General features: G+C 63.1%; 10 protein-coding genes. 2 read left to right on the plus strand and 8 right to left on the minus strand.

Annotated features, from left to right (window positions below):
* Nucleotides 1–21: 21 nt before the first annotated feature.
* The gene (locus tag H5P28_RS05475) at nucleotides 22–2,718 is read right to left on the minus strand and encodes a LamG domain-containing protein (RefSeq protein ID WP_185674709.1); all 2,697 of its coding nucleotides are present in this window, start codon (nucleotides 2,716–2,718) and stop codon (nucleotides 22–24) included.
* A 32-nt stretch (nucleotides 2,719–2,750) separates the two neighbouring features.
* A complete protein-coding gene (locus tag H5P28_RS05480; protein ID WP_185674710.1) occupies nucleotides 2,751–3,563 on the minus strand; it encodes a hypothetical protein in 813 nt (270 codons plus the stop codon).
* A gap of 424 nt (nucleotides 3,564–3,987) precedes the next feature.
* Here H5P28_RS05480 and H5P28_RS05485 point away from each other — a divergent pair, with 424 nt between their 5' ends.
* A complete protein-coding gene (locus H5P28_RS05485) occupies nucleotides 3,988–5,019 on the plus strand; it encodes a LacI family DNA-binding transcriptional regulator (RefSeq protein WP_185674711.1) in 1,032 nt (343 codons plus the stop codon).
* Between the two features lie 8 nt (nucleotides 5,020–5,027).
* On the opposite strand, the gene rbsK is transcribed toward H5P28_RS05485, so the two are convergent.
* The 3 genes from rbsK to H5P28_RS05500 form a co-directional block, all read right to left on the minus strand.
* Nucleotides 5,028–5,957, minus strand: coding sequence for a ribokinase (rbsK, locus tag H5P28_RS05490; RefSeq protein WP_185674712.1), 930 nt, complete (start codon nucleotides 5,955–5,957; stop codon nucleotides 5,028–5,030).
* A gap of 174 nt (nucleotides 5,958–6,131) precedes the next feature.
* A complete protein-coding gene (locus H5P28_RS05495; protein WP_185674713.1) occupies nucleotides 6,132–7,172 on the minus strand; it encodes a nucleoside hydrolase in 1,041 nt (346 codons plus the stop codon).
* 365 nt (nucleotides 7,173–7,537) lie between these two features.
* Entirely contained in the window at nucleotides 7,538–9,535 is a 1,998-nt protein-coding gene (locus H5P28_RS05500) for an LpxL/LpxP family acyltransferase (RefSeq protein WP_185674714.1), read from the minus strand.
* Between the two features lie 86 nt (nucleotides 9,536–9,621).
* Here H5P28_RS05500 and H5P28_RS19565 point away from each other — a divergent pair, with 86 nt between their 5' ends.
* Nucleotides 9,622–11,124, plus strand: a complete 1,503-nt coding sequence (locus tag H5P28_RS19565; RefSeq protein ID WP_221773364.1) for a GNAT family N-acetyltransferase — start codon at nucleotides 9,622–9,624, stop codon at nucleotides 11,122–11,124.
* A gap of 69 nt (nucleotides 11,125–11,193) precedes the next feature.
* On the opposite strand, the gene H5P28_RS05510 is transcribed toward H5P28_RS19565, so the two are convergent.
* The 3 genes from H5P28_RS05510 to H5P28_RS05520 all read right to left on the minus strand — a co-directional run bounded on the left by H5P28_RS05510 (nucleotide 11,194) and on the right by H5P28_RS05520 (nucleotide 15,022).
* The gene (locus tag H5P28_RS05510; RefSeq protein ID WP_425504444.1) at nucleotides 11,194–11,679 is read right to left on the minus strand and encodes a nucleoside deaminase; all 486 of its coding nucleotides are present in this window, start codon (nucleotides 11,677–11,679) and stop codon (nucleotides 11,194–11,196) included.
* 266 nt (nucleotides 11,680–11,945) lie between these two features.
* Nucleotides 11,946–13,466 (minus strand): pyridoxal-phosphate dependent enzyme, encoded by a 1,521-nt coding sequence (locus H5P28_RS05515; protein WP_185674716.1) that lies wholly within the window; start codon nucleotides 13,464–13,466, stop codon nucleotides 11,946–11,948.
* Between the two features lie 488 nt (nucleotides 13,467–13,954).
* Nucleotides 13,955–15,022, minus strand: coding sequence for a class I fructose-bisphosphate aldolase (locus H5P28_RS05520; protein WP_185674717.1), 1,068 nt, complete (start codon nucleotides 15,020–15,022; stop codon nucleotides 13,955–13,957).
* Between the last annotated feature and the right edge of the window lie 214 nt (nucleotides 15,023–15,236).

The following is a 15,236-nucleotide window of genomic DNA, read 5'->3' on the forward strand; positions in this document are numbered from 1 at the left end:
TGATTTACAGGAGGGTTGGTCTTAGTCCTTGAGCTCCTCGCGGGGGAAGCCGTAAACCTTGCCGTCTTCGGCTCCGACGATGACGCCCGGGAGTTCCTCCCCGGAGAGCCGGGTGGGCCAGGCCGAGGCGGTGTGGATGCCGAGGTGGATCGGGTCGCCCTCGCGGGGAAGGATCACCTGCGCCGGGGCGAAGACGGGGTGCTCGTTGCTGCCGACGTTTTTAAGTAACAGCGGACTGGCGCCGCCGGGGGGCGTGTCGAGGATGTAACGGTGGTTACCGCGGATGGTTCCGAAAACAACATCCCAGACGCCGTTGCCGTCCCAGTCGGTGACGGAGAGCTCGGCGCGACCCCAGCTTCCTGCCGGGCCACAGAGGATGACCGGCGTGCCGTTCGCGTATTCGAGCTTGGTCAGGCGGGAAATGTCTATCGATCCGTCGGTGTCCACTTCGGCCACGGCTAACTGCCCGTCATAGTCGAGGTGGAGCAGGGCGGGGCGCTCGTGTCCGCCGAAGCGGGCCGAGGCCGGAATGATGGCCGGACGCGAGCGCCAGGCAGCCTGATAAGGCTCGCCGTAGCGTTGGAAGCGTTCAGGCCGGGCAAGCTCGGTCACAGTCGGCCCCTGGCGATAAAGTGTGAGGTAGCCCTCGATGTCGCTCGTGATGATGACCGGGGTTCCCTTGTTGTCCCAGTCACCGACGGTCGGCTGGAGGTAGCCCCAGCGTTTCTCGTTCGGGCCCTGGATGGAGCCGGTGAGCCCGGCCTGGTGGTGAACGGGCACGCCGTCCACTTTCATCAACTCGCCCGCCCGGTACACCCAGGGGTCAGAGGTGCCTTTCCAGAATGTCAGCCAACCGGAGGCATCACCGATGATGAGGTCGGCGGTGCCATCGCCGTCCCAGTCGGCGCGGGCGGGGGTGGCCAGTGAATCCACCGCGAGCGCACCGCCGCGCATCAGGAGCGGGCCGACTTCCTCGAAATCGCCAATACGATCCCCCTCAATGGCAATGAGGCGACCGGGGTTGCCGTCCAGAAGCAGGCGGGTTTTGCCGTCGCGGCCGGGGGCCAGCGCGGAAATGCTATGGACAAAGTACGTGCCCTGAATGTTCATTCCGCCCTGAAGCAGCGGACGGGCTTCCCCGCAGATCATTTCGCCGTCCTCAAACTCGTAAGGCATGGCCATGATCTGATCGACGCTGCCGGTGTGAATCACCACAGGTCCTTCGTCCAGATCGGCGATGGCGAGGGCGCGTTCCCGCTCCCCGGATTTCCACTGCACGCTGAAGCCCGGGACCCGGTAGCTGACTTTGCGCAGATCGTTGAAGGCCAGATTGCCGTCCGCGTCAGTACTTCCCCTGGCCCAGTAAAGCTCGCTGACGCATTCCCCGCCCAGCCATTTCCCCTGGATGTCGTAGCCGCGGTCTTTGCCGCTATTGGTGCGTTCGACTCCGCTCCACATACCCTCGCCGTCGGGCCAGTAGCTGCTGCCGCCAGGTTTGAGCGCCGCCACGAGCAGGTCAGGGGTGTCGTCGTCGTCCACCGGGCCGATATACCAGCCGCTGATGGGGGTGCGAAACGCCTCGCCCAGATGCTTACCGTTGATAAGCACTGGCTGTGGCGGGGCGTAGCGGAACTGGCCCGGAGTGGTATTACGGTAATGCAGCAGGCTGCCGTCCCCGTAGGGGCTGCCCTGGCCGCTGGCAAAAAGGTCCGTGCGTCCGCCGGAGCGGCTGACGGCCATGAACTCGGCCCCGGGCATGCCTTCGACCGTCGAGCCGGTGTCGTAGTAGGGGAGGCCGCGGGCGTCAGTCCCGATCTGGCGGTAGTACGCCAGTCGCCACCCGAAGTAGCTCGTACGGGTGCCGCAGATAAGCAGGTCCTGTCGCCCTTCCATCGGCAGAACCGTCGCGCTGACGTGGAGCTGCTCGATCAGCGGGTGCAGGTCTTCCGGGGTGGTAGTGAGCGCGCGGTACTGCGCATAGGTGGAGGCCGTCTGCGCCTTCACCGCGCCCTGGTCCTTGAGAGAGACCTGGCGGAGGCGCTCAGCGGCGAGCTTGCGGACGGCGGCGGCGGACAGCTCGGAATCGTAGAAGCGGGGCTCCAGCATCGTCCCGTAAAAGGGGCGTAAGCGTCCGAAGCGTCCGAACTCGACCCGGTCAAGCTGGTCGAGCACCGGCCCGGCAAAATCCTGCATGACCAGTTCGCCGTTCACATAAACGGCACTTCGCTGTCCTGACTTGGTGAAGGTGAGCATGTACCAGGCTCCGGCCTGCAGGAGTGGCCCGGTCTTGTAGGCGGGCCAGCCCTGCACGGATGGCGAAGTCCCGGCCACGGCCATGCCTCCGGCGGGCAGACGCAGGACCAGTCGTTGGGAATTGTCTGCGGACTTGAGCACCCAGACCGTCATCGGGTGGGCGTCAGTCCAGCTTCCCGCGTCATTGAGCAGTTTTTCGGCCGAGGGGGCGACCTGGAGCCAGAGGTTGACACTGAACGCGTCCCCCAAGGGCTGCGGCAGCGTGGCAACCGGCAGTTCCACGCTGCCGCTGTCGAATGTCAGGACCTCGATCTGGCCTTTGGTGTCCACCTGCGCACTCTGGTTCGATGTGCCGGAGGCGAACCGAGCAGGTATGGCCTCCGGCACGCCTTGGGCCGGCAGGTGGACAGCGGATAGCACCAAGCCTGCCATGAGGCTCATGGCGGTTGCTCGTAAACAGCTCATGTGGGGAAAATGCGTTTGGGGCTGTGGGCGGACTATCTGCAAGCGCGGATACGGCAGCCGAAGACGAGGCAAGCGGCCAAGCCGGCAAAGATCAGGCCGAGGCTGGAGGCTTCGGGGATTTGCGTCAGGCTGACCGACTCGACGGTAATCGGGTTTATCGCGGTTGCGCCAATAGCGAAGGTGTTGAACGTGTAGGAACTGGTCGTCGTGTTCCAGGTCTGGGTAGTGGCGTCAATGTCACCACCGCTGAGTAACGCGGTGATCGTAATATTACCGGAGCCGGTGTTCGTAAAGGTTAGGGTGTAGGTATAGGTGGTACTGGCCGCGAGACCACCGGAGAAGGCATTGTTCGTGCCGCTGATTACGGTATAGGGGCTTTGCGAGTTCGTGATCGGGCCGGAGTTTGTGTTGCGGTAAAACAGGTACGCTCCCGAATTGGCTTTATCCGTGCCGTTGAGGTTGTTCAGGCCGAACATGAAGCCGGTGGCAGTGATGTTTGGGTTGCTGTTGTTAGGGAGGGTGGTGTCCGTGTTGAGCAGAGCGATGCGCATGGCATTGGTCGTGCTCCAGGTGCTCGACGAGGGGGTGGAAAAGGTGAAGGCGGCGTTCAGCGTCTGGCCGTCGGCAAGCGTGACCGCGTCGAACTGCAAGGCGGAGTGAAAGCCCGTGTTATTGACCCCGACCTGCATGGCGCTGTCGTCGAAGGTGACATTGCCGCTCTGGCCGGAGACCCACCCGAGGGTGTTGCCGTTGTCGAAGTCGTCGTTCACGGGAAGAGTGGTGGCCGCAAAGGCGGACGCCGTCGCCGTGAGCAGGAGGGTGACGAGGGAGTAGATCTTGTGCATGGTTAGACTGGGTTTGCTTTGGATTTAGTGATTAGTTGAAAATGGTTTTGCCGTACTGACGGATTTTCCTGCTGGCTGAAACCGTCTTGGGGTAATTGAGCGGGCCGGATCCGCGATGCGCCCACGGGGCTCTGGTAGGCGGGGTAATTCTATCTGGCTTCAGCATGATCCTTCTTCTTGGAAATTCAAGAAAAATTCCTTGGAATCTTTATTGTTATTCTGGAAATATTTTAGCCATCGGCGTGGTGTCATAGGAAAGCCTTGATTGTTGGCCTCAACACATAAAGCTCAGGATTCGATTGTTATTGACTTTAAAATTGAGAATAGATGGAGCCCGATGGAGAGAACTTATTGGGTTATGAAGTCTGGGAATAGTTTCTGGAATATATTTGACGGATAATTGCAGGTATGCATAATAATTGCTATGAGTGTGAATGATATTGCCCTTAAGGCGGGAGTCTCGCAGGCGACAGTTTCCAAGGTCATCAATAATTATCCGACCGTTTCTGCTGAAAGTGTGGCACGCGTGCGTAAGGCGATGCGTGAACTCAATTACGAACCCTTGTCGCGTACCCGCCGGGTGAAGGAGAAAAGCGAGCAAGTGCCCTTGGTGGCTCTGCTGATTTTTCCCGGAAAATATTTTCAGGACTACCGGGCCAGTTTCGTAAAAATGATCCGCAGCATCGAGGAGTCGCTGCGCGAGAAGGGGATGGACCTTATCATGGCCCACGTTTCCCGGGTGGAGGATCTTCCGGCCTCGGTCCGGCACAGGCGCGTGCAGGGCGTCATCCTGCAGGGGGGCGATCCGGGGGAGGATGTTCTGAAGGAGCTCAAGGACATCCCATCGGTCTGGGTCAGCTCGCACCGGGGGCAGGCGGGAAACTCCCTGCTCGGCGGCAACGAGGATGTCGGTCGGGTCGCGGCGGAGTATCTGGTCTCGTGCGGGCACAAGCGGCTCGGTGTCATCAACACGATGAGTGAAGACCCGGTCCTGGTCGTGCGCTGCAGGTATTTTCAGTTCGTGGCGGAGAACGCCGGTTGCCAGTGCCGGATGTACGTTAGCGATAGTCACGGCGAGAGTTGGTCACATGGCGAGGACCTCGATATGGCCGCGTTTGAAAAACAGGTCGATGAACAGGTCTCGGCATTTCTCGCGGACAAAAACAGGCCGACCGGCATTTTTGTTCCGGTGGATTTCCAGTTGGCGATGGTCTATCGCATCCTGCAACGACGGGGGGTGCAGATCGGGAAAAACCTCGATTTCATCGGCAGCGACGAGGAGAAATCCGTCCTGCTCGGTTTGTATCCACGTCCCGCTACAATCGAGGTCGGCCCGACGCTGATCGGCATGCAGGCAGTCAAGGAGCTGTGCTGGCGGATGGAAAATCTGGCCGGAGACAGTCGCTTGCGTGTCAGTGTCGCCCCGCGCCTCGTACCCGGAGAAAAGCTGTCCTGAGGGACGGATCAGCGGGTGGACGCTGACATCTTTTCCAAAACTTCCACCCGATATGGGATGGAGGGTTGGGCACCGCGGCGGGTGCACGCGAGCGCCCCACCGACAACCGCGTAGCGGATCGCCTCCGGCATGGAGTGCCCGGAGGCCAGAGCGACGGACAGCGCGCCCGCGAAGGTGTCACCGGCGGCGGTTGTGTCTACGGCCTTGACCGGGATGGATGGCACGTGCAGGGAGGTTTCGGCGTTGAGCCAGAGCGCGCCTTTTGCCCCGAGTGTGACGACGATTTCACGCACGTCATAGTTTTGCACAAGGCTGCGGGCAGCCTGGACGATTTGTTCGAAACTGTCCGTGGGTTGGCCGCTGAGGGTGGCCAGTTCGGTTTCGTTGGGAAGGAGGTAATCGACCGCCGAGAGCAACTCGCGTGGGAGCTCTGGCAAGGCCGGAGCGGGGTCCAGCATGACGGGCACACCTTGCGAACGGGCATGGCGGGCGGCGTCCAGAGCGGCTTCGACTGGCGTTTCCAGTTGCAGCATGAGCATCCCGGCTCCCGCGTACCACGCGGGGTCTGCAGGAGCGGTCGCCTCGGCGTTGGCGCCGGGGCCGACCATGATGGAGTTTTGTCCGCTGGCCTGGTTGAGCAGGATGACGGCGGTGCCGCTGGATTTTGTCGAATCGCGGAGGGCCCGGGTGTCGATGCCCTCACGTTCGAGGTTGGCGCGCAGTTGCAGGCCGAAGCTGTCCGTCCCCACGCTTCCGGCGAAGCGGACCTTGCCCCCGAGCCGCGCGGCGGCGACCGCGGCGTTGGCTCCCTTACCGCCGGGGGCGAGCATGATGTCGCCGGCGTGAATGGTTTCTCCGGGCCGTGGCAGTCGCTGGAGCGGCGTGACCACGTCCATGTTTATGCTGCCAAAGACGAGGATGGAAGGGGGCGGGGGCATCTTGCTACTGCGGACGAGGGATTTTTTTTGAGGCATCGGGCGGCATGTCGTTGGCGGTGGTTGCGTTTGATTAAACCATCGCCACAGAAAAAGCGGAAGGCCTGTCCGGCAGGCGATTTCGCTGTGAATAAAGGTCGTTTCGACGAGGTCGTTATCTAACGAGGGTATGGACCATCAAAGCGAAGGGCAAGCGCTTCCGGTAGCGGAAGTGGAGTTCTCGGCGATACCTTTGCCTACGGTCTGGCGATCCGTATAAACGGGCTGCGCGCACAGTTCCACGATCTCGTTGACGGATTGTTTCAGCTGCTCGGGCACGATTTTAAGATAACGGTGAAGACCGGCGGAGTCTTCGTGAAAGCGCATGATGCCCTGCTCGTCCACCGCGACCCATCCGGGGGGCGAACAGGTAAAGGCTTCGCAGCCGGGGCGCACGGCTTCGAGCGCGGCGGCGGGGTCCCACATCGGGCGGTCGTAGGGCATGGGTTTGTAGAGCCGGTAGCCTTCGGCCAGAGGATGGTAGCGGGTCCACTCGTAGTCTTCCAGAATGCTCCGGCACGGGTAGAGCATGGCGAGTCCGATCTCGTACCCGCAGAGGGTGAGCGGTACCGGGCAGTCGTTGAAAAAACGCATCGAGGCGGAGATGTCGCAGTGCACGTTGTACTCACGGTTATCAAGGGTGGGGTGTCGCTGCACCTCCTCGCTGAAGTCGCCCGCCATGACCACAACACGCCCGACCTTGCGGGCGAGCAGTTCGCGTCCGTCAAGGGGGCTGTGTTCGTCGGCTCCGGTGTCAAAAAGTTGGGCGATATTCGTGCTGAAGCCGATCATGAGCAGCGTGACGGAGCCATCGGCCTCGCGGCTGAGCAGGCGGCGGAGCAGGGCGACGGACGGCTCGTATCCATTTTCCGGATACGAGCGTGGGAAGCGGTCGGGGGCGCGACAGATGGGACCGAGGTATGTCCGCTCGTTCGGGGTGACTCCCTCGTGCACGGCCCCGACAGGGATGGTGCCGCGCCCGTAAAAGGTATTCATCAGGTCGATGAAGACGGGTGAAAGCTCATGGGCCTTGCTGCTGATGACGCCTAGCAACTCGCACTCGCCCCGGCTCTGCATGGCGTGGAGCATGGCGAGCGCGAGGGCATCGTCGATGTCGTTACCCATGTCGGTGTCGAGGATGAGCCTGACGGGTTCTTTGCTGAAATTGTGGCAATTCATAGTATGGGTGGTGCGTCTCTCAGTGTCGGGGCGTGCCGGTTGGCTTGGGGGATGGCGGGAAGCCTTATGCCGAAAACCCGGGATGGCACGGGAGCGTTCACAGGACGCTCACTATGAATACTTATCGCCTGTTTTTTTGGAAAAATGCAAGTTTAAATTACATATTTCTAGAATATTCGTTGGGTTTGATTCTTGGAATATATTCTATGTGCGAAATATCCGATGTGCCGTCGTGTCATCGAAGGTGGATTCGGGAGCCTGAGACGCCCCGGGGGCTTGATCACCTGGCACTATGCATCGCTGACATAGAAATGATTCTGCGCGATGGAGGGCCTCCGGCTCTCAGGCCTGTCTGTCTGGCCGTCTTAGCGTGAGCCGAGCAGCTCCAGGGCGTGCCTGAGTACCATGTCCGGATGGACTTGGCTGATGGACATGCCGCCGGTCGGGGGGCAGCCTGCGGGCTGGACCAGCCGGGTCGGCGCGGTAAATATCGGGCCGGTACGGACAGGGTTGGTCGGGCCGAAGACGACCAGCACAGGCACGCCGAGGGCGTTGGCCAGGTGCATGCCTCCGGTGTCGTTGCAGATGAGCAGATCGAGTCGGGAAAGCTCGTCAGCGAACTCCACCAGGGCGGTTTTACCGGCGCGGTCGATGACGCTCTGCGGGCGAAAGTCCTTCGTCACCTCGCGGGTGATGGCGGCGTCGCGCTCCGTGCCGAAGGTGAAAACCTGCGCGTCGGGCCGGGCGTCCTGAAGCGCCGCAACGAGGGTGCGCCAGTGGTCAACCGGCCAGCGCTTTTCGGGGGAATTCTCCGTGCCCGGAATGAGCCCGATGCGCGGCGCGTTGGCGGTGGTGGCGGTGGTGTCTTCGCTGTGGGCAAAGCTCACGCCGGGGGCGTCCGGCTTGCTGCCTGCGGCGGGGGCGGAGGCCGAGGCTTCCCAGGCGAAGGGGGAGAGGTCGAGCTCCTGCTGGAGCCCGAAGTGCTGGAAAAATTTTTCCCAGAGACGAGTCTGGTGAATCGTTGCTTCGTCCAGCCCGGTGGGCAGCGGCCAGGTGAGGTTCAGGCAGCGGCGGGGCTTGCCGGGGCGGGCGATGCCGAAGCGCTGTGGAGCGCCGATGAGGCGGGCTTCGAGGTCGCCCCGGGTGGAATTGGTGAAAAGGATGTGGCAGTCCGGGTACTCCTCGCGCCAGCGCCGGAATTGCCTGTAATAGCCCCGGCCCTTGGCGGGGAGCGGCAGGAGACGGTCGCCGACGCCGAAGCGCTCCAGCAGCGGCAGGAAGTGCGGACGGGCCAGCAGGGTCAGCTCAGCGTCGGGACGAGCCAGACGCAGGGCGCGCAGCAGGGGAAGGGCCATAATGACGTCGCCCAGCCAGTTGGGCAGGCGAACCCAGAAGCGGGTTTTGCGCGGGAGCGCGTCCCAGCCGTGGTACTCCAGCGTCTCCTCGATGGCGTCGCGTCGGGCGCGCAGGCGGAAGCGCTTGTCGGGGTCCTCCTGGGTGCCCCAGCGCGAGTGCAGCCAGAGCCAGTCTGCGCAGAGGTCGTCACCGCCGGTTTTGAGCTTGTCCTCCAGCCATTGGTTGGCGGCGAGCATGATGTCGATGGCGCGGGGCGGGCAGGTGAGGATCTCCGCGCGGATGCGGCCCTGCCAGAAGCCCGTGCGCTCGGTGTAGAGGATGCCGACGCGGGTCTTGCGCCGCTGCGCGAGCAGGCCGGGCAGGTCCGTGGTCGAGGCCACGCGCCCGAAGAAAGTGGTCAGCACGCCTTTGTGCCCGGCGTTCTGGTCGAAGAGCACGGCAACGATGCCGTTGTTTTCGATCAACTGCATGGCCGGGCCGAATCCCTCCTTGCGCGAAAGCAGCTTTAGGCCGAAGCGTTCACGGGTGCGTTTGACCCAGTGGTCGAGGCCGGGCTGGTTGAGCGGGCGGAAGATCACGCCGACGTTGAGCGGGGGCTGGCCGTTGGCCTCGTGGAGGCCGGGCAGGGCGGTCAGCGATTCCATGAGCGAGAAATGCGGCACCATGACGACTCCGCCCTCGCGGTTGCGGAGAGCCTGGTCGAGTTCGTGGCTGAGATCCTCGTCCAGCGTGAAGTGCCGCTTCAGCCGTTTGAGGGAAAAGGCCGGGCTGGCCAGCACGTACAGGCCCATCTCGACCGTGCGCCGACAACTCTCGCGCCCGATGCGCCGGTGCCATTGCCGGGGCTTGTCCGGGAAGGCGTGGTGCAGGTTCGAGAGCAGCGCGTGGCGGCGTCCGGGCAGGCCAAAGTAAATGAGATCCCCGACCAGCTTGCAGAAGCATTCGGAGACTTTGGAGGGCAGGGCGGCGAGCACGCGCCCCAGACTGTCGAGCAGAAAGCCGATCACCCCGACAGCAGAGCCGGATTCTGCCCCCGGCCCAAGTCAAAAATGCGGCTGGACTGAATACGCCCCACGGGATTTAAAATAGCGGCTTGGAAATCCTCATCATCAAGCCCTCCTCCCTGGGCGACATCATCCACGGCCTGCAAGTGGCCCAGTCGCTCAAAACACAGCGGCCGGGTGTGCGCATCACCTGGGTGGCACGGGAGATTTTCGCGCCGCTGGCGGAGGCCTGCGCGTGCGTGGACGAGGTGATCGTCTTTCACCGCAAGGCTGGTTGGGCCGGGCTGCGACAGTGCATCCGCGAGATTCGCAATCGCCGCTACGACTGGGTGCTGGACATGCAGGGACTGGCCCGCAGCGGCCTGATGACCTGGCGGGCGCGGGCAGATAACAAGGCCGGTCGCCGCGACTCCCGCGAAGGCGCGCGCCTGGCCTACCAGTTCATGCCGGAGCTTCCCCCTGCCGGGCGCACGGCCCACGCACTGGACATTTTACTGGAATTTCTGCCGCTGCTTGGGCTGGAGGCCCGCGCCGATGGTCCTTTGCGTTTCCGCGAGGTTAAGGCAAGCAACCTCCCGCCCAAAACCGCCGGGGCGGTGGTGCTTTTTCCCGGCAGCCGCCGGGCGGAAAAGGAGTGGCCGGGCTTTGCCGCGCTGACCGAGAAGTTGCTCGCTGCCGAGCCGGGGCGGACGATTGTCTGGGCTGGCGATCAGCCGGTGACGGCCCCGCTGGAGTGGCCGCGCGAGCGTTTCTTTAACCTGACCGGAAAAACGGCCCTGCCCGAACTGCTGCCGCTCATCGCCGGGGCGCGACTGTGCGTGTGCAACGACAGCGGTCCGATGCACCTGGCTGCCGCGCTGGGAACGGAACTGGTGGCGATTTTCGGGCCGACCCCGCCGGAGCGTTTCGGCCCCTGGCCGCTCGACAACCCGCGCCACTACGTCGTGCAAGCGCCCGCTAGCGGGTTGGCCGGGCTGGAGGTCGGGGAGGTCTTCGCGCTCGTCGAGGCCGCGCTTGCCGCCGACCGGGAGGAAGCCCCGGCGGAGGCCCCAGCAGAAACGACGGCGAGTATCCAGTCGGTGGCCAAAGGGAAGTCCTCGGCTGCTGATGCCAGGGAGGCACCGATTGAGATCAAGCTCTTTGAACCGCGGCACGCGGAGCCTTTCCGGCGGCTGAACCTGGACTGGATCGAGCGGTTTTTCGAGGTGGAGGAGCAGGACCGGCGCATGCTGGGCGACCCGCAGCAGGCCATCATCGCGCACGGTGGCGAGATTGTGGCGGCGGAGGCCGGAGGCGAGGTCGTTGGCGTTGGGGCCTTGCAGTTTATCGAGCCCGGTTACTACGAAATCGCGAAGATGGCGGTTGACCCGGCCTGGCAGGGGCGGGGGATCGGCCGCAAGATCATGGCCCGGCTGATCGAGCGCGCCCGGGAACTCGATGCCGTGCGCCTCCTCATCCTGACCAATACCCGGCTCGGCCCCGCCCTGCACCTGTACCGCGAATTCGGTTTTCAGGAGATTCCCACTCCGAAAGATTCGCACTACCAACGGGTGGACATCAGCTTTGAGCTTCAGTTGACCCCTGAGTCCTGAAGCGCCGCGTCCTTTTTATATATACCCGCAGGCTCATTCCTCTTTCACCGCAAGGCATAAGGTGGCCGCTTAATTCTGGTCGCGGCTCTGGCGCTTGAGAGAAAAATAGGCCTGGAGCAGTTCGCGGCATTCGCGCTCAAGGATGCCGCTGTGGGGGGTGACGCGGTGGTTGAGGCCGGGGACTTCGTGCAGGGGGGTGGCACCGCCGAGGCAGCCCATTTTCGGGTCGGGGACGGCGAAGACCACATCGGTCAGCCGCGCCATGATGCTGGCCCCGGCGCACATCGGGCAGGGCTCCTTGGTCACGTAAAGGGTGGCACCGTTAAGCCGCCAGTCGCCGATGGCGTTGGCCGCCTGGGTGATGGCGAGCATCTCGGCGTGCGCGGTCGGGTCGAGCGTGCTCTGGGTGGCGTTGTGGGCGGCGGCGATGACTTCGCCCTCGTATACGATGACCGCGCCGATGGGCACTTCGTCCTGACGCCACGCGTCGATGGCGAGGTTGTAGGCCAGCTTCATGTAAAACTCCCCGTCGCGCTGGAGTTGCGAGGGGAACATTTTTTCAAACGGGCAGGGCAGGGGCTGGCGGTCGCTCTGGTCGTGCATGATGGTGGGAAATTGAATGCAGGTCACAAAGAACACGAAGAAGACACGAAGGGCACGAAGAAAAATAGAGCATGTTCGCTCTAGTAACCGCAGAGGTGCAAAGACGCTGAGAAGAGAAACGCGGAGAGGATGTAATCCGACGCGCTCGCTATTTCTCAATAAACCTTCGTGCCCTTCGTGTCTGCTTCGTGACCTTTTACTTATTCCATCTTAAATCATCAACCAAACAGCCGGTTCATTTCCTGCTCGTCGAGGGTGCGGCAGAGGCGGTAGCCCTTACCGCTGGGCGGCAGCGAGACGGCGAACTGTGCCCGGTCCTCGGCGGTTTCAAACTCCAGCCCGATGAGGGCGCGACCCACGCGTTCGCCAGAGTAGCGGTAGTTGAAGTAGCAGAAGTTTCCGCGTCCGCGCACGGTGCCATCGAGAAAGGCGTGCATCGCGCCGGGGCGTTCGTAGAACTCCAGTTCCAGGAACAGCGGGTGCGTGAGCAGACGGGCCTCGCAGGCGATGGCGCGGTAGCGGACCTCGACCGAGTTGTCCACCTCGGTGAAGCGGTAACCGCTCGCGCGCAGACGCTCAACCAGCGCGGCGTGCTCAGGCTCCGAACACGAAAGCCCGAAGACGGGCCAGGCAAGCTCCCTGTCGCGCTTGCCGTACTGGAAGTCGATAATGTTGAGCGCGCCCAGCCCGGTTTCCAGGAGGGCGAGCATGGCTCCGGGACGTTCGGGGATCTCAATACGCAGGTGCCGCCGGTGTCCACCGCCGATCCCGGCGGCGTCGGCGATGCGGGCGAGCTGCCCGAAGTCGAGATTCGCGCCGGTGGCCACGACCAGTGCCCGCCCGAAGGGGTGCGCGGCACGGTCCTTGAGCAGCCCGGCCAGCCCCATCGCCCCGGAGGGCTCTTGCAGGCAGCGGAGGTTTTCCCAGTAAAGGCGGATCGCGTCGGAGACTTCCTCGTTGGTCACGGTGATGACCTCGTCGAGGACTTCGCGACAGACTGCAAAGGTCGTGCTCCCGGCCTTGCGGACAGCGGTGCCGTCGCAGAAAATATCCAGCGTGTCCAGCCCGACCGGCTGGCCCGCTTCCAGCGCGGCCTTCATGGAAGCCTGCCCCACGCCTTCGACGCCAACGACGCGGATGCCGGGGTAATAGGTTTTGAGCCAGTTGGCCACGCCAGCGGCCATGCCACCGCCGCCGATCTGGAGGTAGGCCACATCGAACGGCCCCTCTCCGGACATGACGACCTCGTCGGCGAGCGTGGCCTGTCCGGCCATCACCTGGAGGTCGTCGTAAGCGTGGATATAAACGCCGCCCGTATCCTTGGCCCGCTGGAGCGCGGCGGCGTAGGCGTCGTCGTAGCCATCGCCGTGCAGGACGATTTCAACCGCGTCGCCCCCGTGGCGCAGGACGGCGTTGCGCTTGACGGCGGGCGTCGTCACCGGCATGAAGACCTGCGCCTTCAGCCCGAGCAGCCGTGCGGCCAGGGCAACCCCCTGCGCGTGATTGCCCGCCGAGGCGGCCAGAACGGGCTTGTCCGCCTCCTGCGGGCTGAGCAGCGCCATGCGGTTGAACGCGCCCCGCCACTTGTAGGCCTTGATCGCACAGAGGTCCTCGCGTTTGACGAAAATCCGGCCCTCTCCATCAAGTTCGATCTGCTCCAGTGGCGTGGGCTGACCGGCACGGTACACGCGCTGGCGGGCGAAGAGCGTTTCCTGTCGCAGTTGTCTCAGTAAATCCATAGTTGGTCAAGTTGGCGGGGAGGTGTAAACGATGACTCGACGCATTCCGTTTGGCAAGGTCCGGCTGGCTTTGGCCAAAGAAAGACTTTTTAACAGGAAGGCCGGGAAGAACATGAAGAAGCAGGACAGAGTCCTGCACCTGTGATGCTCCCGCATCACTGATGCCGCCGCCAACGCGACGGCATGGGGCAACGGTGATCGACGCCGACTCAAACGAACTTCGCAAGCACCACCTGCGTGATGTGCGAGACTTGTAGGTAAATTACCATTGACTGCAAGAAGCGCGCAGGGCCGCCCATCCGCCGTGCTACCCCGAAGAAACAAAAAGCCGGTCCCACTGTGGAACCGGCTCGAAAAACGAGGAATTGATATTGGATTCCGCCTGAATGCCCAGTGCCACTGCGTCTCCAGGGGCAGCGGCCTTTCTGGCCGCGATGGGGCGGAGCCCCATCACGGTGCGCAGCACCGAGGGTGCAGGGCATGCCCTGCTAGGCGATGGTGACGTCGGAGCAGAGGTAAACGTCCTGAATGGCGTTGAGGAGCTTGACGCCTTCGGCCATCGGGCGCTGGAAGGCCTTGCGACCGGAAATGAGGCCGGTGCCGCCCGCGCGCTTGTTGATGACGGCGGTGCGCACGGCGTCGTGGAAGTCGTTCGCGCCGGAAGCGCCCCCGGAGTTGATCAGCCCCTGACGGCCCATGTAGCAGTTGGCCACCTGGTAGCGGGTCAGGTCAATCGGGTGGTCGGTGGTCAGCTCGGTGTAAACGCGTTCGTCGATCTTGCCGTAGCTGGAGCTGCCCATGTTGAGGGCCTTGTAGCCGCCGTTGTTTTCGGGGAGCTTCTGCTTGATGATGTCGGCCTCGATGGTGACGCCGAGGTGGTTGGCCTGGCCGGTGAGGTCGGCTGAGACGTGGTAGTCAACGCCGTCTTTCTTAAAGGCCGGATTACGCAGGTAGCACCACAGGATGGTGGCCATGCCCAGCTCGTGAGCGCGGGCGAAGGCTTCCGAGACTTCGAGGATCTGGCGATTGGACTCTTCGGAGCCGAAGTAGATCGTCGCGCCCACGGCGGCCGCGCCCATGTCATAAGCCTGCTCGACCGAGGCGAACATGATCTGGTCGAACTGGTTCGGGTAGGTCAGCAGTTGGTTGTGGTTGATTTTTACGATAAAGGGAATCTTGTGCGCGTAGCGACGGGCGACCGAGCCGAGCACACCGAGGGTGGAGGCGACGCCGTTACAGCCGCCTTCGATGGCGAGCTTGACGATGTTTTCGCTGTCGAAGTAGTCCGGGTTCTTGGCGAAGGAAGCGCCGCCGCTGTGCTCGATGCCCTGGTCTACGGGCAGGATGCTGACGTAGCCGGTGCCGGAGAGGCGGCCCGTGTGGAAGAGCCAGTTGAGGTTGTTGAGCACGCGCGGGTTGCGATCGCTCGGGACAAAAATGCGGTCAACGAAATCGCCGCCCGGCAGGTGCAGGCGATCCTTGCTGATCGTTTTGCATTCGTGAGAGAGGAGGTCCTTGGCGTTGTCGCCGAGGTATTCTTCGATCTTATTGATCATGGGAGCGGATGGTTGGCGTTTTCAGTTAGAGGTTGGTACACACCGATGAAATACCCCGCGTCGGGGCCGGGCAATCCATAAATGCCGCAGACAGGGCTTAGGGGGCGGTGTTCCGGTGGATAAGGCAGTGGGGCGGGGCTCGCTTGGAGCTGGATTGAGCGCCGGGGCCGAGAAAACTCGGGCCGGGGATTAATTGATGTTGATTTGAGCCCGA

It is taken from the genome of Ruficoccus amylovorans (assembly GCF_014230085.1).
Lineage (GTDB): Bacteria > Verrucomicrobiota > Verrucomicrobiia > Opitutales > Cerasicoccaceae > Ruficoccus > Ruficoccus amylovorans.

Bases quoted from the DNA above. Each gene is read 5' to 3' on its own strand.
- H5P28_RS05515 (WP_185674716.1), bottom strand. From the start codon at position 13,466: ATGGATTTACTGAGACAACTGCGACAGGAAACGCTCTTCGCCCGCCAG.
- H5P28_RS05485 (WP_185674711.1), top strand. From the start codon at position 3,988: ATGAGTGTGAATGATATTGCCCTTAAGGCGGGAGTCTCGCAGGCGACA.
- H5P28_RS05510 (WP_425504444.1), bottom strand. From the start codon at position 11,679: ATGTTCCCCTCGCAACTCCAGCGCGACGGGGAGTTTTACATGAAGCTG.
- rbsK (WP_185674712.1), bottom strand. From the start codon at position 5,957: ATGCCCCCGCCCCCTTCCATCCTCGTCTTTGGCAGCATAAACATGGAC.
- H5P28_RS05475 (WP_185674709.1), bottom strand. From the start codon at position 2,718: ATGAGCTGTTTACGAGCAACCGCCATGAGCCTCATGGCAGGCTTGGTG.
- H5P28_RS05480 (WP_185674710.1), bottom strand. From the start codon at position 3,563: ATGCACAAGATCTACTCCCTCGTCACCCTCCTGCTCACGGCGACGGCG.
- H5P28_RS05520 (WP_185674717.1), bottom strand. From the start codon at position 15,022: ATGATCAATAAGATCGAAGAATACCTCGGCGACAACGCCAAGGACCTC.
- H5P28_RS05495 (WP_185674713.1), bottom strand. From the start codon at position 7,172: ATGAATTGCCACAATTTCAGCAAAGAACCCGTCAGGCTCATCCTCGAC.